Here is an 18,314-nt window from a genome sequence, read left to right as displayed (position 1 = left end):
AGGCCAAATGCACCAACTTCCCCGCGAACGAGGCCGATTGCTCAACAACCGCTTCAACCGGTGTACCGTGCAGCAAAGTTGCGCACATCATCTTCACGTTCGGTTGATGCAAAACGCAACCACTGCTTTGCGTGGACAGTTGCCGCATTGACGCGATTGCCGGTAGCCTCCCTCGCGCCCATCGGCGTTTTTCAATCGGACTCAAATGGGGGGCAAATGTCCGACCGTTTCCGCCGACGTTCCTCCGGCGGTCCATTCAGAAAGAGCCCGCGAATACCGGGCCGACTCCTGGTTCTTGCGACGGTCAGCGCACTATGCCTGACCCCACTCGCCACTCGGCCCGCCGCAGCCGACTCCACGCCCGGCTCGGTCGCAGATGTCAACGCCGGAGAGCCCGACCTCACCCCGGCGCCGAAGGACGACACGAAGCCGCCGGAGCCGACCGGCTCGTTGCGTCCGTCCGGCGACGGCGACCTCACGAAGGCCGAGCAGACAGCGCTCGCCGTAGCCCAGAAGCAGGCCGCCTCGACCGGGAAGCCGGTGCGTGTCGATCTCTTGACCACGGAGAACGCGACCACGACGGCCAACCCTTCAGGCACCGTCACCTACGACTCCAGCCTGCTGCCTGTGCGAGTGCACAAGGCCCATCACTGGGTCCCGGTCGACGCCACGCTCACGCGCAACGCGGACGGCACATGGAGCCCCAGGGCCGCTGCCGAACCCCTCGCCTTCTCCGGCGGCGGCGCAGCCGCCCTCGCCACCATGACCAAGGGCAAGGCTTCCCTCGCCCTGTCATGGCCGCACGCACTGCCCGCCCCGCATGTCTCCGGCGCGAGCCTGACCTACCCGGGCGTGATGCCGGGCGTGGATCTGCGGGTCACCGCGGACACCCAGGGCGGTTGGTCCCAGGTCCTCATCGTCAAGAACGCGAAGGCCGCGGCCAACCCCGCGCTCGCCCAACTCGCCCTGACCACCCGTGCCAAGGGCGTCACCGTCGACGACGACGGCCACGGCAATCTCGCCGCGACCACGCCGGACGGCCGGGTGCTCTTCAGCGCCCCACCGCCGTCGATGTGGGACTCCAGCGGCATCGGCACGGCCCGCACCGCACCGGAGGCGGGCCCCGCCCCCAAGGCGCAGGTGGCCCGTGTCCATGGCCAGCTACGCGGCCGCACGCTGTCCCTCGTCCCAGATGCCAAGCTGCTCAGGGACGGACACACCAAGTTCCCGGTCTACATCGACCCGACCTGGAACCCGCACTACGCCAGCGGCGGCAGACAGCACTACGTGGAAACTCAACAAGGCTGCTCCACCGCGAAGAACTACGATTCCAATAAGTACGGCGACCCCGGCGTCGGCTACAACAGCTGGACCGACTGCATTGGCGTGGAACGCTCCTACTTCCAGATGGCCGTGCCCTCAAGCGTCGACCACGCGCACATCGTCTCGGCCACCGTGAATGTCAAGGAGAACTACTCCGCCAGCTGCAGCCTCTCCTCGGACGTCTACCTGTACTGGTCCGGCGCGATCAGCTCGTCGACCACATGGAACGCCAAGCCGTCGCTGACCAGCAAGCTGGACACCCTGAGCTTCGGCCCGGCCTGCACCAGCCAGCCCTCCGGCGGCTTCACAGTGACCGACACGATCAAAAAGGGCGCGAAGGTGCCCTGGAAGAGCTGGACGTTCGCCCTCGTAGGCAGCCAGAACGGCAGCGGCGACGGCAACTACTTCAAGCGGTTCGACAACAACCCGTCGTTGTCCATCACGTACAACCACGCGCCCAACAAGCCCGGCACCCTGGCCACCAAGGTGGGATCCACCTCGCTGGGATGTGGCACCACGACTCCGTACCCGATCGTCGGCAAGACCTTGGCCACCACCCCGCCGACGCTGAACGCCTCGGTGAGCGACGCCGACAAGGATGCTCTGGCGGCAACGTACTCGTACTGGGTGGGCAGCGGTTCGGCCACCACGAAGACCAGCGCCACCGTCGCAAGTGGCGCCAACGCACCCGTACAGCTGGCCTCGTCGTTCATGAGCGGCCTGGCCGACGGCAGCGTGGTCAGCTGGAAGGCGACCTCCAGCGACGGCGAGGACACCTCGGACCCCTCCGCGACTTGCCACTTCACCGTCGACCTCCACAGCCCGGCCCAGCCGACTGTCAAACCCGCGGACAACCTGTACCCGGAGGACTCCGCAGGCATCACCGCGGCGGGCACCCCGGGCAAGTTCACCGTCTCGGTGGACCCGGGCAGCAACGGCAACAACGCCGCCAAATTCCTCTACGGCCTGGACGCGGAACCGCCCACCTCCAACACCCCGGCCTCGCAGACCAAGACGGCCACCAACAACGCGGCCACGATCACTGTGACGCCGGTGGCACCGGGCACGCACACGCTCTACGTGTACGCCGTCGACTCGGCCGGCAACGTCTCCTCAAAACGGCAGTACGAGTTCACCGCGCTTGGGCATGCGACGAAGACGTACGCCAGCCTTCAGGCCGCCTTCAACAACACGGCCACCACGGACGACAGCAACCGCACGACCGCCGACGCCGACGGAGCCGGCGCCACGCTCTCACTGCAGGACCTCAAGGCGGCCGGCTGGCAACCCGGCGGCAAGATCACTGTGGACGGCGCCACCTTCACCCTGCCCAACTGGGGTTCCACGAGCGGTGACAACGTCATGGCTGCCAACCAGACCATCCAGATGAACGGCACCAGCGGCCAGGCAATGGTCTTCCTCGGTTTCTCCACCAACGGCGCCGTCGGCTCCCAGCACCAGGACGGCGACAGCACCAGCCCGGTGGTTCCGGACGACACCAATATCGCGGCCACCAACTGCAGCCTCGGCAACGCCACTTACGAGGACTGCACCACCCCCAAGGGGGCGATCACCTACGGCGACGGCACCGCTCAGCCCTACTACCTGACCATGCCCGACTGGGTGCGTGGCTCGGACACCCTGGCCGCCGTCACCCTGCTGCACCGCAACACCCCTAGCGCCCACGAGACCCACAGCACCAACATCTACGCCTTCGCCGTTCCGCTCAAGGCCGGTGCCACTGTCAGCTCAGTGACGCTGCCCGACGTGGCAGACGCCGCCCGCCAGTTTGTCCCTGGAATGCACATCATCGGCATGTCCGTCCGTGACACCACTACCGCGACCAATGGCACTACCTGGACGGGTAGTTGGAACGCACCCACTGAAGAGCGGTTCCAATTTCCGGACATGGGTGCCTTCAGCAACCAGACCTTCCGCACGGTCACCATGGCCAGCACCGGCGGCGACACCATACGGCTGCGGCTGTCCAACGCGCTGGGCACCGATCCGCTCACGCTCGACCACATCACTGTCGCCCCATACGGCAACGGCGCCACGCTGACGTCGACACCGGTCGACGTAACCTTCGGTGGAGCCAAATCAGTGGTGATCCCAGAGGGCGGCGAACTTTACAGCGACCCCATCCCCATGACGGTCGCCCCGCGCGGGGCGATCACAACCAGCATCCACCTGGTGAACCGAGTTAACTACCTCGTCATGCACCCGTGGGCGGCCGCCGACACACTCAGCTACGTCAGCGCCGTCGGGAGCGGCGATCACACCACGGACACGGCGAACACGGCGTTCAGCGGCACCGGAACGGTCTCGGCGGGCCGCTTCGCCGACATCCTCACCGCAGTCGACGTCACCACTGACCACAAGCCGACGGTCTCCGTGCTCGGCGACGGCCTCATTAACACCCGTACCACAGGCACCACCGCCGGCAGCGACGCCTCACGCTTGAACCAGTGGCTGGCATACCGGCTCATCAACAACACCGACGGCATCCCGGTTTACGGAGTCGTGGCCTCCGGCATCGAGAACAACTACCTCGGCACGGACCAGGGCGCAGGCGCCGGAGGTCGCGCAGCACTCACCCGTCTGGACCGCGACGTCCTTTCCACTCCCGGCATCCGCACGGTCGTGGTCACCCAGGGCCTGGAGGACATCGTCGCCGGCCACGACGACGTCGATGTCGACAGTGCCCTCGGCCTGCTACGCGACCAACTCAAGGGCTGGGGCATCAAGGTCATCTTCACCACGCTCACCCCCTGCGACGGCTACAGCCCCTGTACCGCGGCGATCGACCAGAACCGCATCGACACCAACACATGGATCACCGACCAACTCGACGTCACCTCACCCAAGGTGAGCTACGTGGATGCGGAGTCGGTCGTAGCGGTCCAGGACCCCGCCAGCACGACGGATCCACCGGCGCTGCGGCTGAATGCCGGCACGGCCCCGTCGGACTACGACTCCGGCGACCACGTCAACCTCAGAACGGACGGCTACGGCGCCATCAGCAGCGCGTTCGACCTGGCCACACTGGGGCCCGACGCATAGAGGCCATCTGAACAAGGCCCCGTCGCTTTCGAGCGGCGGGGCCTTTGTCGTGTACACCTTCACAGATCCCACACAGGTGCCATAAGGTGATCGCGACCGGCGACTGGGGGGAACCAGACCGTGCGGGACCAGTCCGGCCCCTACTTCGAGAAGTACGACTCCGATTTCGGGCTCAGCGGCCTGACCGAGGCGTTCGCGCAGTCGACGCCGCCCGGGACGGAGGAGGCGGCACTCGCACTCGTCACGGAGAAGCTCTCCGCATACGAGGGTGAGACGCCCGTCGACACCTCGGGCATCGAGCGGCTCAGCGAGGACGAACGCCACATCCTCGGGTTTGACGTGTTTCATGAAGACTTCGGGTATGCCGAGGAACTCCGCCGAGACCTGGGCAGGCTCCTGGACTCCCCGCTGTCCGACGAGGTGCTCGGGGCCGTGTGGCTCGCCGCCACGGGAGGCGGTTGGGATCCGCGGGCGCACGGAATCGGCGTGCGCGACTGGCTCGCGCGGATGGACGCGACCTGCGCGGCCCGTCCGCCCCGGGTGATGGTGGGCCGTGCGCCGGCTCCGTCGTGGTCGTTCTGGCGGCTGCCGGCCGTCGAAACCGTGCGGGACGCGATCCTGGCGGAGATCCGCGCGTCCGCCGGTGAACTCCCCGGTCTGGCGCCGGCGTTGGAGGAGGTTGCCACCCGGGCCGATCTCGATCTCGGGTTCCGGCTCTGTCTTCGGGCGCTCAAGACGGCAGGCGTGCCGGTCTCGGAGGAGCGCTGCAAGAGGTTCTGCGACCTCGGTGAACCGTTCGGACATCCCTTCTGGGTCGTCTACGGGGGGCTCACCGTCGTGTGGCGGCCCCTGGAGGTCGCGCGGCGTCTCTTCGACGGGGACTTCGGGTTGTCCGAACTCGCCGGACAGTTCCACCCGATGTGGGAGCGATCCGTACCGGCGCCAGAACTCCTCCACCGGACCGTCACCGCCGACGGCTATCACATCCCCGGCGTCCAGGCGCTCGTGCTGTGGGAGGACACCGCCCGGCTGCTCCGGTCCCCGCTGTCCGGCGACACCCTCACCACGCTCTGGGTCGCCGCGTCGCACACGGACCCCGCCCGCTTCGCAACCGACGGACCGGGCTGGCTGCGCCGGATCGCCGAGGAGTGCCGGGCTCGGCTGACCGAGGTCGCCCCCGAGCACACCCCCGCCCTGCCCCCGGTCCGGGCCGACCTGGCGGACGCGGTCCTGCGCGAAGTCCGGGAAGCCGCACCCCTGTTGGAGCCCGAGCAGACGACTGCGCTGGAACAGCTCGTCGTCCAGGTCGACCCCGACCTCGGATTCCGCCTGCTGCTGAGGGTCCTGCACACGGCGTCCGGGTGCCTCACCAAGCGGCAGTACGCCCGTTGCCGGACCCTCGGCGAACGCTTCGGCTACGGCGAGGATCACGTGTCCCACGCGATCGAGCACCTCGCCCAGGACGAGTGACCGCCCGGCACGCGCCCCATCTCCGCACGGCCGCACCCACTCCGGGCGGCCTCACCACTCCCGTACGACTCACCCACCTGACGAAGGACCCACCCCCGCATGTTCCTGATCCGTCTGCTGCCCAGGCTGCCCCGCGAGATCTGCCTCGCCGTCATCGGGCTCGTCTTCGGTGTCTTCCTCGCCGGTCACGGCATCGTCCAGGCCCACGCCGAACTCACCGGCATGCCCGGGACGGTCCAGGTCACCGACTGCCACCGCGCGACCGGAGCGTGGAGCGACCTCTGGGAGGACGGATGGGCCTGTGACGGGTCGTTCGAGTCCGACGACCATGGTGTGCGGATCGCCGCCGTCGGCATCGACGGCATTCTGACCTCCCCTCCCGACAAGCCCCTCGCCGCCCGCGTCGACGGGGCCTCGGCCCGCACCGCGACCCAGGACAGCTCCGGCCGGTGGAAGTGGCCCGCCCTCACCGGCCTCGTCGTGCTCGCCTTCACCGCCTGGCGGATCCGGTCCATCCGCGGGCTTCTGCGCGAGCGCCGCGCCGACGGATCTGCACACCCGGTCCCCGCCTGAGGGTCCTGCGCTGCGTCCCACAACCACGGCGCCCGATGTGGTGCCACACCACATGTCGAGGGACTGTTCACGCTTCTACGGTCCCTCCCCATGACACAGACCAGAGCCGCACGTCACCGCTCCGTCCTCGCGACCCTCCTGGTCGCCCTGATCGCCGCGTTCCTCACCCCGGGCAGAGCATCCGCCGCCTCCCTCCAGGAAGTCACCGGCTTCGGTACCAACCCCGGCGCCCTGCGCATGTTCCGGTACGTGCCCGACGGGCTGCCCGCCGGGCGGCCCGTCGTCGTCGCCCTGCACGGCTGCACACAGGACGCATCCGGGTACGGCTCCGGCAGCGGCTGGCTCCAGCTCGCCGACCGGTGGGGGTTCTCCGTGGTGCTGCCGCAGCAGACCACGGCCAACAACGCCTCCTCCTGCTTCGACTGGTTCCAGAGCGGGGACATCGAACGCGGCCAGGGCGAGGCCGCGAGCGTCGCGCAGATGGTGGACCGGCAACTCGCCGATGTCGGTGGGGACGCCTCGCGCGTGTACGTGACCGGGCTGTCCGCCGGCGGTGGCATGACCGCCGTGATGATGGCGGACTACCCGGAGAAGTTCGCCGCGGGCGGCGTCGTCGCCGGGCTGCCGTACGGGTGCGCGCAGGCCGCCGGGTCGCCGTATGTGTGCATGTACGTCGGTGCCACGCAGACGGCGAAACAGTGGGGCGACCGGGTGCGTGCCGCCCGGCCGGGCTACACCGGCACCTGGCCCACGCTCACCGTCTTCCAGGGCAGCGCCGACTACACCGTCAAGCCCGTCAACATGACCGACCTGATGAAGCAGTGGACCGATGTGCACGGTGCCGACCAGACCGCGGACGTCAGCGACACCGTCGCCGGCTATCCCCACCAGGTCTTCCGGGACCCGGCAGGGAACACCGCCGTCGAGACGTACAGCATCACCGGCATGGGGCACGGGCAGCCGGTCGACCCCGGCAGCGGCACCGCGCAGTGCGGTGCCGCCGGGGCCTACCTCCTCGATGTGAACCTGTGCGCCGCCTACCGGCTCGGGCTCGCCTGGGGCCTCAGCGCAGGGTGAACGTCGACAGGCGAACACCCTTGCTCAGGACCAGATAGACGTCCGTACGGCCCTTCGTCGCGCCCGACAGCTTCGCGGTCACCGTCGTGTAGTCGTACGGCGACGACGTGCCCGCGAAGCGCGCGGTGCCGACGAGGGTGCCGGTCGGTGAGCCGAGCCGTACCTCCACCGTGCCGGAGGACGTCCCGGCGACCCGCGCGGCGAATTCGCCCGCGTCCGGGGCCGGTCGGGTGTCCGCGAACTCCAGCCACGCGCCGTCGGAGGCCGCCGACACCGCCGTACCGCTCGCCTTGGACTCGTCGACGAGAGCGATGCCGGCGGAGTAGTCGTCGAAGTTCTCCGCGCGGGTCGTCTTCGACAGGTCGCGGGGCGGGATCGTCTCACCCTTCACCTGCCAGGACGTACGGGCACGGATGTCGGAGGACGACGAGCCCACCAGGACGTCGTAAGTGCCGCTCTCCACCGCCCACTTGGAACGCGTGACGTCCCAGTGCGCCAGGTCCGACGGCCGTACCCGCAACCGGACCGTCCTCGTCTCGCCCGGCTGGAGCGACACCCGCTGGAAGGACTTGAGCTGCTTGAGGGGCTGTTTGTCGCGGGAGGTGCGCTGGTGGGTGTACAGCTGGACGACCTCCGCGCCCGCCCGGCTGCCGGTGTTGGTGACCTTCACCTGGTAGCCGTCGCCCACCCGCCGCAGACCGGAGTAGGCGAACGTCGTGTACGAGAGGCCGTAGCCGAAGGGATAGAGCGGCTGCCCCGTGAAGTACTGGTAGGTGCGGTCGGACTTGATGATGTCGTAGTCGAGGATCGACGGGAGGTCGGCGTCGGAGCGGTACCAGGTCTGGGTGAGGCGGCCCGACGGGTCGGCGTCGCCGTAGAGGAGGTCGGCGAGGGCGTTGCCGGTCTCCTGGCCCGCGTGGGTGGTCCACAGCAGCGCGGGGACCTCCTTCTGCAAGGAGCCCAGCGTGGTCGGATAGCTGTTCTCGACGATCACGACCGTGTGCGGATTGGCCGCGCGCACCGCCTTGACCAGGGCTTCCTGCGTCGGAGCCAGGGACAGGTCAGTGCGGTCGTGGGCCTCGCGGCCGTTGATCGACGGGTCCGAGCCGATCACCACGACCGCCTGGTCCTTGCCCTTGACCGCGGCGACCGCCTCGTCGACACCGCTGCGGACCACGTCCTTGGTGTAGTGGGCCGCCTGGTCCTTGGCGACCAGGCCGAGGGTGCCGTCCGTGCCGGACGGGCCCAGGTAGACCGGGTTCGACCACCAGGACTCGGAGGTCTCGTAGCCGGCGTAGCGGAGCAGATACGTGCCGTCGTCCTGGCGCTCCAGCTTGAACTGCTGCTGTACGAACCAGCCGTTCGGCTGTTTCTGGTCGTTGACGAAGTTCGACCAGTTGTAGCCGACGTACTTGCCGTTCGCCGCGGAGCGCAGGGTCACGATGCCCGAGCCCCAGTCGAAGACGTCGAACTGGGCTCCCGTACCGGAATCCGCCGTCTCCTTCAGGGGCGCGCCCGCCTCGCCCGTGCCCGCCGTCACGTACTTGCCGGTCGCCGTGTCCTTCAGGGCGATCCGGTCCACGCCCTCGGTGCTCGCGACCGAGGTGCCGAGCTTGGACTCGATGCCGTCCTTCGGGGTGACGGCGTAGGGGAGGGTGCCGGAGTACCAGTCCGTGTAGAGGGTGTCGGCGAGGGGGCCGACGACGGCGGCACTGTCCGTCTTCTTCAGCGGCAGCGCGCCGTCGTTCTTCAGCAGGACCGCCGACTCGGTGGCCGCCTTGCGGGCCAGGGCGCGGTGGGCGGGGCTGTCGATGACGGACGCGTCGATGGAGCCGTACTTCCCGCCGCCGGGATCGAACTCGCCGAGCCGGACGCGGACGCTCAGCACGTCTCCCGCGGCCTTGTCGACGTCCGACTCCTTCAACAGGCCGGTGGACAGCGCCGACTTGACCGCCGTGGTCGTCGGGCCGGAGTCGGCGTCGTTCTCGGTGAAGCTGTCGATGCCCGCCTTCAGCGCCGCCGCGTCGGCCTCGGCCGGGGTGCCGTAGTACTTCTGGCTGCCGACCAGGTTGCCGGGTGCCGCGGCGTCCGTCACATTGAGCAGGTCCTTCGAGGTCCAGGTGCGGACGGTGTCGTCGAGGGCCGGATTCACCGTGTTCGGACGGCCGTTGACCAGGTTGTACGAGGACATCACACCCGTCGCCGCGTCCGCCTCGATCGCGGGCTTGAAGGCCTGCTCGTCGTACTCCTTCAGCACGCGCGGGCGCAGTTCGGAGCTTGTGGTGTCGCGGTGCTCCTCGTTGTTGTTGGCGAGGAAGTGCTTCAGCGTCGGGGCCGTCTTGAGGTGGTCCGGGTCGCCTCCCGTCAGGCCCGTGCCGTACGCCGTGGAGATCGCGCCGGTCAGATACGGGTCCTCGCTGTAGCCCTCCTCGTTGCGGCCCCAGCGCGGGTCGCGCAGCAGGTTGACCACGGGCGCCCACAGGTTCAGGCCCCAGCCCGCGGGGCGGGTCTGCTGGAAGCCGCGTGCCTCGTCCCCGACCGCCGAGCCGACCTGGCGGAGCAGGGCCGGGTCCCAGGTGGAGGCGAGGCCGACGGCCTGCGGGAACACGGTCGTCCTGCCGAGCCAGGCCACGCCGTGCAGGGCCTCGGTGCCGGTGCGGAAGGACTGGATGCCGAGGCGCGGGATGGCGGGCTCGTACTGGTGGAGAAGGGAGATCTTCTCGTCGAGGGTGAGGCGGGACAGGAGGTCGGAGACCCGGGCGGCCACCGGGAGATTCGGGTCGCGGAACGGGTAGGCGGGGTCGTCGGCATGGGCGGGGACGGTGGCGCCCAGACCCGCGATCAGGGTCAGGGCCGCCAGCAGCGTGGTCCTCTGTCTTCTTCGCTTGCCCTTCATGTCACGGCTCCTTCAAGTAGGGCCTTGCACAGGTGGGTCGGTCAGGCACTGCGTGGCATGGTGCTCGCCCGCTCCGTCAGCCGCGGCGGCAGCAGCGTGGCCTCGGGCACGGCGCTGCCGCCGAGCTTCTTCATCAGGAGCTCCACCGCTCGCTCGCCCACCTCCGCGGAGGGCAGGGCGACGGAGGTGACGGGGACGCGCACGGACTCGGCGAGTTCGTCGGGGCAGATGGCGGTGACGGAGAGGTCGCCGGGCACCCGCAGCCCGAGCTGCTCGAAGGCCTCGATGAGCGGTTCGAGGATCGGCTCGTTGTGGACGACGACTCCCGTGAGCGCCGGGTGTTCGCGCAGGAGTTGCTCGGCCACCAGCCGGGCGGCCGCGGGCGAGGCCTCGCAGGGTTGTACGGAGGAGGACAGCCCGCTGCGGTCGGCGGCGGCCGTGAACCCCTGGACCACCCGCTGGGCGAACGCGGTCTGCCGCACGTACACCTCCGGCGGTGAGCCGACCAGCGCCACCACCCGGTGCCCGAGCCGCGCCAGATGCTCCACGCACGCCTCGCCGGCCGCCTTGAAGTCGAGGTCGATGCAGGTCAGTCCCTCCGAGTCGGCCGGGAAGCCGATCAGCACGGACGGCCGTTCCAGCGAGCGCAGCAACGGCAGCCGCGGCTCACGGAGCTGGACGTCCATCACGATCAGCGCGTCCACCAGCGCCGTGTCCGCCACCCGCCTGAGGCCCTCCTCGCCCTCCTCCTGCGTCAGCAGCAGCACGTCGTGGTCGTGCTTGCGGGCCGTCGTCACCACCGACACCGCGAACTGCATCACCACCGGGACGTGGATGCCTGCCCGTAAGGGGATCACGAGTGCCAGGACGTTCGAGCGACTGCTGGCCAGGGCTCGGGCGCCCGCGTGCGGCCGGTAGCCCAGCTCCCGGGCGGCCGCCTCGACCCGCTGCCGGGTCTCCTCGGAGATCGGGCGCTTGCCGCTGAGCGCGTAGGACACGGTGCTGGGGGAGACCCCGGCGTGCCGCGCCACATCGGTGATCTTCACCATCAGCCCAGCTCCAGGGAGAGGAACCCGGTGCCCGCCTGCGCCCGCGCCGACCGCTCCCCGGCGGCCAGACTCCACTGAGCCACCGGCTCACTGCACGAGGCCCGCAGCGTGTCCCCTTCGCGTACGACGGTGAAGGTCACGTCCCCCACCTGCACCGTCACCTGAGCGCCCCGCTCCAGGCCGTAGGCCCGCAGGGTGACGCCGTCGGCATGGTCGTAGTCGGGGCGGTCGGCCACCGCGCCCACCGGGATCACCGTGCCCGGCCGTACCAGCAGGGGGACGCTCAGGAAGCCGTGCCGCTCGCGCACCCAGCGCGGCCCGGTCACCGTCCGCCCGCTCAGGAAGTGCGTCCAGGTGCCCTCGGGGACGTAGTAGGACACATCCCCCTCGTCGTCGAACACCGGCGCGACCAGCAGGTCCGGGCCCAGCATGTACTGCCGCTCCAGATGCGCGCACCCCGGATCGTCCGGGAACTCCAGCACCATCGCCCGCATCATCGGCACGCCCTCGGTGTGGGCGGTGCGTGCGGCCTCGTACAGATACGGCATGAGCCGCAGCTTCAGCCGGGTGAACTGGCGCAGCACGTCCACGGACTCCTCGTCGAACAGCCAGGGCACGCGGTAGGAGGAGCTGCCGTGCAGCCGGCTGTGCGAGGAGAGGAGACCGAAGGCCAGCCAGCGCTTGAACAGGGCGGGGGTCGGGGTGCCCTCGAAGCCGCCGATGTCATGGCTCCAGTAGCCGAAGCCGGACAGGCCGAGCGACAGCCCGCCGCGCAGTGACTCGGCCATCGACTCGTAGGTCGCCTCGCAGTCGCCGCCCCAGTGCACGGGGAACTTCTGGCTGCCGGTCGTCGCCGAGCGGGCGAAGAGCACGGCCTCGCCCTCGCCGCGGTGCTTGCGCAGCACGTCGAAGACGGTGCGGTTGTAGAGGTACGTGTAGTAGTTGTGCATCCGCTCCGGGTCCGAGCCGTCGGACCACGCCACGTCCACCGGCACCCGCTCGCCGAAGTCGGTCTTGAAGCAGTCGACGCCCTGCGCGAGCAGCGCCTCCAGCTTCGAGGCGTACCAGTCGCGGGCGGCCGGGCTGGTGAAGTCGACCAGCGCCATGCCCGGCTGCCACATGTCCCACTGCCAGACGCTTCCGTCCGGCCGCTTCAGCAGATGGCCGAGCGCCTTGCCCTCCGCGAACAGGGGCGAGCGCTGGGCGATGTACGGGTTGATCCACACGCAGACGCGCAGACCGCGCGCCTTCAGCCGGGCGAGCATGCCCTCCGGGTCGGGGAAGACCCGCGGGTCCCACTGGAAGTCGCACCAGTTGAACTCACGCATCCAGAAGCAGTCGAAGTGAAAGACGGAGAGCGGGAGTTCGCGCTCCCGCATGCCCTCGATGAAGGACGTCACCGTCTCCTCGTCGTACGAGGTCGTGAAGGACGTCGACAGCCACAGGCCGAACGACCAGGCGGGCGGCAGGGCCGGGCGGCCGGTGAGGGCCGTGTACTTGCGGAGGATGTCCTTGGGGCTCGGGCCGTAGATGACGTAGTACGTCAGCTCCTGCGTCTCCGCGCTGAACTGGACCCGGGACACCGCCTCCGAGCCGACCTCGAAGGACACCTTGCCCGGGTGGTCGACGAAGACGCCGTAGCCCGCGTCCGTCAGATAGAACGGGACGTTCTTGTAGGCCTGTTCGGTGGCCGTGCCGCCGTCGGCGTTCCAGATGTCGACGACCTGGCCGTTCTTGACCAGCGGGCCGAAGCGCTCGCCGAGGCCGTAGACGGACGTACCGACCCCGAGGCCCAGCTGTTCGCGCAGGTAGTGCGCGCCCTCCGCGTTCCGCATGATGCCCATGCCCTTGGGGCCGCTGGAGGTGAGCGTGCGGCCGTCGGCGAGGAAGTCGACGTGCCAGGAGCCGGTGCGGGCCACTCGGACCGACAGGGCGCCGGAGGTGAGGGTCGCGTGCTCGTCGTCGTATCCGACCTGTGGGGCGAACTCCTGTTCACTGATGTCGAATTCAGGGCCGCGCGCCTGCTCGCCCTCGAAGTGGGTGAAGGTGAGGCCGATGACGTCGGGCATCGGGGTGTGCGCGCTGATCGTCACGACCGGTCCCTTCAGCAGGTCGCCGCGGTGGCGGATGGGCTGGGTCGGCGCGTGGATCTCCAGCGAGCCTCCCCCAGAGGGGGTGCCCCCAGTGGCGGTGACGTCGAGGACCTCGACGGGGTGGGCCGCGGTGACTCCCTCGCGCAGCAGCCAGTAACCATCGGTGAACTTCACTTGCCGCCTCCCCGAGCCGTCCGGCCGGAAAATCCGTCAAAGGTCCTTCGTTTACATGCAGATGGAGATAGCGTGTAAGCATGAAGCGGCAGGTGAAGCGGGCATTCAAGTACCGCTTTTATCCCACCAGTGAGCAAGTGGCGGAACTGACCCGCACGTTTGGCTGTGTGCGCTACGTGTACAACTGGGCCTTGCGGCTTCGTTCGGAGGCATTCACGCTGCGTGGAGAGAAGATCGGCTATCCGGCCACCGACCGGGCGCTGACGGCGCTCAAGGCCACGGAGGATGCCGCTTTCCTCCGTGAGGTGTCGTCGGTGCCTCTGCAGCAGGCGCTGCGTCATCTTCAGCTCGGCTTTCAGGCGTTCTTCGACAAGCGAGCGAAGTATCCGCGGTTCAAGTCGCGCAAGAGAACACGTCCCTCGGCCACGTACACACGTGCGGCGTTCCGCTGGCGCGGTGGCCAGTTGTTCCTGGCGAAGATGAGCGACCCACTGGACATCGTGTGGTCCCGCCCCCTGCCACGAGACGCTCATCCGTCCACGGCGACCATCTCCCGGGACCCGGCGGGGCGCTGGTACGTGTCCCTGCTCTGTGAAGACACGGTGACGGCTGGCAAGGCCGCGGGTCAGATCGGCATCGACGCGGGAATCACCAGCCTGCTCACTCTCTCCACCGGGGAAAAGATCGCCAACCCAAAGCAGGAGAAGCGGGAGCGCGCCCGATTGGCTCGCGCTCAGCGTGAACTGGCACGCAAGGAGAAAGGAAGCAGGAACCGGGAGAAGGCTCGGCTCAAGGTTGCACGGGTTCATGCCCGGGTCGCCGACCGGCGTAGGGATCACCTGCACAAGGTCACCACTCGTCTCGTTCGGGAGAACCAACTGATCGTGATTGAGGACCTGACGGTGCGGCACATGGTCAAGAACCGCAATCTCGCCCGTGCAATCTCTGATGCGTCGTGGGCCGAGCTGCGGGGCATGCTGGAGTACAAGTGCGGGTGGTATGGGCGGGAGCTGATCGCGGTTGACCGCTGGCACCCCAGCAGCAAGGCATGTTCGGCTTGCGGCCTGATCCGTGACTACCTCCCGCTGAACGTCCGAGTCTGGACGTGTGACGGCTGCGGAGTTTCTCATGACAGGGACACGAACGCTGCACGCAACCTTCTGGCCGCTGGGCTGGCGGTGTCGGCCTGTGGAGCCGGTGTAAGACCTCAACGGAAGATCCTTCCGGATGGGGCTGTCGGCGATGAAGCAGGAAAGCTCCGAAGGAGCGTCGCGTAGCGGCGCAGAGTCGGGGCATCCCCTCCTCACGGAGGAGAGAGGCCAATTGACGGCACCCACGGCGGTCATTTGACCGCCCCGACGGCGATGCCGCGGGTGAGGGTCCGCTGGAACACGAGGAAGAACACGATCGCCGGGAGCACGCCCAGCAGGGCCGCCGCATTGGTCATCGTGGCGTCCATCAGGCGCTGGCCCTGGAGGACGCCGAGCGCCACCGACACCGTCTGGTTGTCGTTGGAGACCAGCATCACCAGGGGGAGCAGGAACTCGTTCCAGGTCCAGATGAAGAAGAAGACCAGGAGCACGCCGATGGTCGGCCGGCTGACCGGGACGACGATCCGCCACAGCACCTGCCACTTGTTGGCGCCGTCGATCCGGGCCGCCTCGACGATCTCGCGGGGGAACTGGCCCAGGACCGACGAGAGCAGATACGTACCGAAGGCCGCCTGGATCACCGTGAAGACGATGATCACGCTCAGCCTGGTGTCGTACAGGCCGGCTTGCTTGGCCAGGTAGTAGATCGGGTAGACCAGCGCCTCCTGCGGCAGCACGTTGGCGAGGACGAAGAAGGCCAGGACCCAGGTGCGGCCCTTGATCCGGCCGATCCCGATGGCGTAGGCGTTGAGGACGGAGAGGATCACCGCGAGTACGGCCACCGAGCCGCTGATCAGCACCGAGTTGACCAGCTTCTGGCCGAAGTCGACGCGCTGCCAGAAGCTCTTGAGACCGTCCAGGTACAAGCCCTCGGGCAGGCTGAGCGGGCCGTGCTGGGAGTACTCGGCCGGCGACTTGAACGCGTTGACCGCGACGATGAGGAACGGGACCACCATGAACAGGGCGGCGATGCACAGCGCGATCAGCACCGGGTAGCGGCGCAGGGCGGTCGTCATGCGCGGTCCCCTTCCTCGTCGCGGGTCTGCAGCTTCAGGAGGACGAGGGAGAGCGCCAGGATGATCACCGTGAGGATCGTGGAGATCGCGGCGCCGTAGCCGACCTGGGTCTTCTCGAAGAAGGTGGAGAAGGAGAAGTAGGAGGGGACGTCCGTGGCCCCGCCCGGGCCGCCCTTCGTGAGCACGTACACCGCGCCGAACACCTTGAGCGCGGCGATCGTGCACCAGGTCAGGACGACGTAGATCTCCGGGCGGATCTGCGGCAGCGTGATGTGCCAGAAGCGGCGCCACCAGCCGGCGCCGTCCAGCTCGGCCGCCTCGTACAGCTGCGGGTCCACGCGTTGCAGGCCCGCCATGAACACCACCAGCGGGAAGCCGATCTGCACCCAGACCATCACCCCCATGACGCTGTACAGCGCGATGTCGGGGTCGCCGAGCCAGTCCTGCTGCCAGGAGCCCAGCCCGACCGCCTTCAGCAGCTCGTTCAGGGAGCCGTTGTCAGGGGCGAGGATCCAGCTCCAGACGATGCCGGCGACCGCGATCGGCAGCACCTGCGGGAGGTAGAAGCAGGCCCGCAGCACCGCGGCCCACCGGGATCCGAAGTGCTTGCCGATGTAGTCGAACAGCGCGGCCGCCAGGACGAGACCGATCATCGTCGGTACGGCCGCCATGGCGACGACCATGAACAGGCTGTGCCGGAACGACGCCCAGAACTCCGCGTCGTCCATCAGCTCCCGGTAGTTGGCGAGCCCGGTCCACTGGGGGCTGCCGATGCCCTGCCACTGGGTGAAGCTCACGCCCGTGTTCATCAGGAACGGGACGACGATGATCGCCGTGAACGCCAGGATGCCGGGGAGCAGGAACAGGGCGTACGAGTCGCGGGTACGGGGGCGGCGCGGGCCGGCGTCCGGGTGCTTGCCGGCGGTCCGCGCGCCCCGTTCGACGGTCACCGTCATTTCGTCGGCGCGCCCTTGTCGTAGGCCTGCTGCAGTGCGCTGAGATAGGCGTCCGGTTTCTCGCTGCCCGTCATCAGCTTCTGCGTCTCGGAGATGAGGACGTCGTAGAAGCCGGTCACCGGCCAGTCCGGGTAGAAGGCCAGGCTGTCACGCCCGCTGAGGGTGTTGAAGTTGGCGATGAGCTGCTTGGACTTCGGGTCCGTGATGGCGGAGGCGTCGGCCGCGACCGGAACGCCGCCCTTGTTGCCGAGCAGGTTCTGGATCTTCTTCGACATGGTGATGTCGATGAAGTCGTAGGCCAGGTCCTTGTTCTTGGCGTTCTTGGGGACCACCCAGATGTTCCCGCCGGAGCCCGGGGTCAGATTCGAGCCGGGCCACAGGGTGGTGTCCCAGTCGAACTTGACCTCCCGCTGGAAGCGGCCGTACCACCAGCTGCCGGAGAAGAGGATCGGCGTCTTGCCCTGGATCCAGGACACGCCCGCGTCCTCGGACTTGGTGCTGGTGGTGTTCTTGCTGATGTAGCCCTTCTTCACCCAGTCGGCGAAGGTGGTGGCCCCGTACGTCCAGGCCTGGTCGTGGAAGTCGGTCTTGCCCTTGTACAGCTGGTACTTGTCGACCCAGGAGCGGTCGGCCTTGGAGAGGGCCAGCTGGTAGAGGTACTGCTGGGCGATGTACTCGGCGCCCGCGTTGGCGAGCGGGGTGACGCCCTTGGCGACGAACTTGTCCATGGCGGCGGTCAGTTCGTCGAACGTCTTCGGCTCGGTGATCCCGTACTTCTTGAAGAGGTCCTTGTTGTAGTAGACCATCGTGTACTCGGCGTAGTTGGGCACGCCGTACCACTTGCCGGATCCCATGACGCCGTTGGTGTCGTACATGCTGGTCGTACGGACGCCCGCGCTGAGCTTCTTGTCCCAGCCGTGCTGGGTCGCCTCGGCTGTCAGATCGGTCAGCAGGCCCTGCTTCGCGAGGGTGCCCGCGGTCGCGTTGCCCTTGCTGTACTCCATGACGTCGGGCACGTCCGAGGAGTTCAGGATCATGGGCGCCGTCTTCTGGATCTGTTCGAAGCCCTTCTCCTCGAACTTCACCTTGACGCCCGGATGCTTCGCCTCGAACTCCTTGATCGCCTCGTTCCAGGCCACGCCCATCGCACTGTCGGGGCCCTCGAAGTGCCAGAGCTTGAGCGTCTTGGCGTCGGAGGACCCGCTGCCCGAGCCGCCGCATGCCGTGACCAGCAGCGATCCGCCGAGGAGCGCGGCCGCCACCGTCATCACACGCCTTCGTGCCGTCAACATCCCGTGCCTCCAGGAGAGCCGGATGGGTAGTCGGGGCGTCACGCGGCGGACGGATCCGGTCGTCGAATCGATTCGATGCGTGACGTCGAAGCGCTTCGACGGGCGAAGGTATGCGGGGGCTGGGGGTGCGTCAATGGATTGGACGAGAAATGCTCCGCGGGGTGGGTGGTGAGGGGTTGTC

10 protein-coding genes and 1 pseudogene are annotated in these 18,314 nt (G+C 68.3%); 5 read left to right on the top strand and 6 right to left on the bottom strand.

Annotated features, from left to right (window positions below):
- Window positions 1-216 precede the first annotated feature (216 nt).
- From ACFY1U_RS44860 to ACFY1U_RS44845, 4 genes are all read left to right on the top strand, one after another.
- Window positions 217-4,386, top strand: coding sequence for a hypothetical protein (locus ACFY1U_RS44860; RefSeq protein ID WP_390699850.1), 4,170 nt, complete (start codon window positions 217-219; stop codon window positions 4,384-4,386).
- A 120-nt stretch (window positions 4,387-4,506) separates the two neighbouring features.
- Window positions 4,507-5,856 carry a hypothetical protein gene (locus ACFY1U_RS44855; protein WP_390699849.1) on the top strand — a complete coding sequence of 450 codons (1,350 nt, stop codon included), beginning with the start codon at window positions 4,507-4,509 and terminating at the stop codon, window positions 5,854-5,856.
- Window positions 5,857-5,955: 99 nt separating this feature from the next.
- Window positions 5,956-6,429 (top strand): hypothetical protein, encoded by a 474-nt coding sequence (locus tag ACFY1U_RS44850; RefSeq protein ID WP_390699848.1) that lies wholly within the window; start codon window positions 5,956-5,958, stop codon window positions 6,427-6,429.
- A 90-nt stretch (window positions 6,430-6,519) separates the two neighbouring features.
- Window positions 6,520-7,506, top strand: coding sequence for an alpha/beta hydrolase family esterase (locus tag ACFY1U_RS44845; protein ID WP_390699847.1), 987 nt, complete (start codon window positions 6,520-6,522; stop codon window positions 7,504-7,506).
- On the opposite strand, the gene ACFY1U_RS44840 is transcribed toward ACFY1U_RS44845, so the two are convergent.
- The 3 genes from ACFY1U_RS44840 to yicI are packed head-to-tail and all read right to left on the bottom strand — an operon-like array spanning window position 7,493 to window position 13,718.
- On the bottom strand, window positions 7,493-10,402 hold the full coding sequence (locus tag ACFY1U_RS44840) for a glycoside hydrolase family 3 C-terminal domain-containing protein (RefSeq protein ID WP_390699846.1): 2,910 nt from the start codon (window positions 10,400-10,402) through the stop codon (window positions 7,493-7,495). The two genes, ACFY1U_RS44845 and ACFY1U_RS44840, sit on opposite strands and share 14 nt — an antisense overlap.
- A gap of 41 nt (window positions 10,403-10,443) precedes the next feature.
- On the bottom strand, window positions 10,444-11,451 hold the full coding sequence (locus ACFY1U_RS44835; RefSeq protein ID WP_390699845.1) for a LacI family DNA-binding transcriptional regulator: 1,008 nt from the start codon (window positions 11,449-11,451) through the stop codon (window positions 10,444-10,446).
- Window positions 11,451-13,718: an alpha-xylosidase gene (yicI, locus tag ACFY1U_RS44830; protein ID WP_390699844.1), complete on the bottom strand. Its 2,268-nt coding sequence runs from the start codon at window positions 13,716-13,718 to the stop codon at window positions 11,451-11,453. The genes ACFY1U_RS44835 and yicI overlap by 1 nt, the downstream gene beginning before the upstream one ends.
- Window positions 13,719-13,798: 80 nt before the next feature.
- Between yicI and ACFY1U_RS44825 the strand changes: the two are divergent.
- Window positions 13,799-15,068, top strand: a pseudogene (locus ACFY1U_RS44825) (RNA-guided endonuclease InsQ/TnpB family protein).
- Here ACFY1U_RS44825 and ACFY1U_RS44820 read toward each other — a convergent pair.
- The 3 genes from ACFY1U_RS44820 to ACFY1U_RS44810 are packed head-to-tail and all read right to left on the bottom strand — an operon-like array spanning window position 15,061 to window position 18,133.
- The gene (locus tag ACFY1U_RS44820; protein WP_390699843.1) at window positions 15,061-15,885 is read right to left on the bottom strand and encodes a carbohydrate ABC transporter permease; all 825 of its coding nucleotides are present in this window, start codon (window positions 15,883-15,885) and stop codon (window positions 15,061-15,063) included. The pseudogene ACFY1U_RS44825 and the gene ACFY1U_RS44820 overlap by 8 nt on opposite strands.
- On the bottom strand, window positions 15,882-16,841 hold the full coding sequence (locus ACFY1U_RS44815) for a carbohydrate ABC transporter permease (protein WP_390699842.1): 960 nt from the start codon (window positions 16,839-16,841) through the stop codon (window positions 15,882-15,884). The genes ACFY1U_RS44820 and ACFY1U_RS44815 overlap by 4 nt, the downstream gene beginning before the upstream one ends.
- A complete protein-coding gene (locus ACFY1U_RS44810; RefSeq protein ID WP_390699841.1) occupies window positions 16,838-18,133 on the bottom strand; it encodes an ABC transporter substrate-binding protein in 1,296 nt (431 codons plus the stop codon). Before ACFY1U_RS44810 ends, ACFY1U_RS44815 begins: the two co-directional genes overlap by 4 nt.
- Window positions 18,134-18,314 lie beyond the last annotated feature (181 nt).

The organism is Streptomyces sp. NPDC001351 (assembly GCF_042896045.1).
GTDB lineage: Bacteria > Actinomycetota > Actinomycetes > Streptomycetales > Streptomycetaceae > Streptomyces.
This window is presented reverse-complemented; position numbering and strand designations above follow the sequence as displayed.

Bases quoted from the DNA above. Each gene is read 5' to 3' on its own strand.
- ACFY1U_RS44860 (WP_390699850.1), top strand. From the start codon at position 217: ATGTCCGACCGTTTCCGCCGACGTTCCTCCGGCGGTCCATTCAGAAAG.
- ACFY1U_RS44835 (WP_390699845.1), bottom strand. From the start codon at position 11,451: ATGGTGAAGATCACCGATGTGGCGCGGCACGCCGGGGTCTCCCCCAGC.
- ACFY1U_RS44840 (WP_390699846.1), bottom strand. From the start codon at position 10,402: ATGAAGGGCAAGCGAAGAAGACAGAGGACCACGCTGCTGGCGGCCCTG.
- ACFY1U_RS44850 (WP_390699848.1), top strand. From the start codon at position 5,956: ATGTTCCTGATCCGTCTGCTGCCCAGGCTGCCCCGCGAGATCTGCCTC.
- ACFY1U_RS44845 (WP_390699847.1), top strand. From the start codon at position 6,520: ATGACACAGACCAGAGCCGCACGTCACCGCTCCGTCCTCGCGACCCTC.
- ACFY1U_RS44815 (WP_390699842.1), bottom strand. From the start codon at position 16,841: ATGACGGTGACCGTCGAACGGGGCGCGCGGACCGCCGGCAAGCACCCG.
- ACFY1U_RS44820 (WP_390699843.1), bottom strand. From the start codon at position 15,885: ATGACGACCGCCCTGCGCCGCTACCCGGTGCTGATCGCGCTGTGCATC.
- ACFY1U_RS44810 (WP_390699841.1), bottom strand. From the start codon at position 18,133: ATGTTGACGGCACGAAGGCGTGTGATGACGGTGGCGGCCGCGCTCCTC.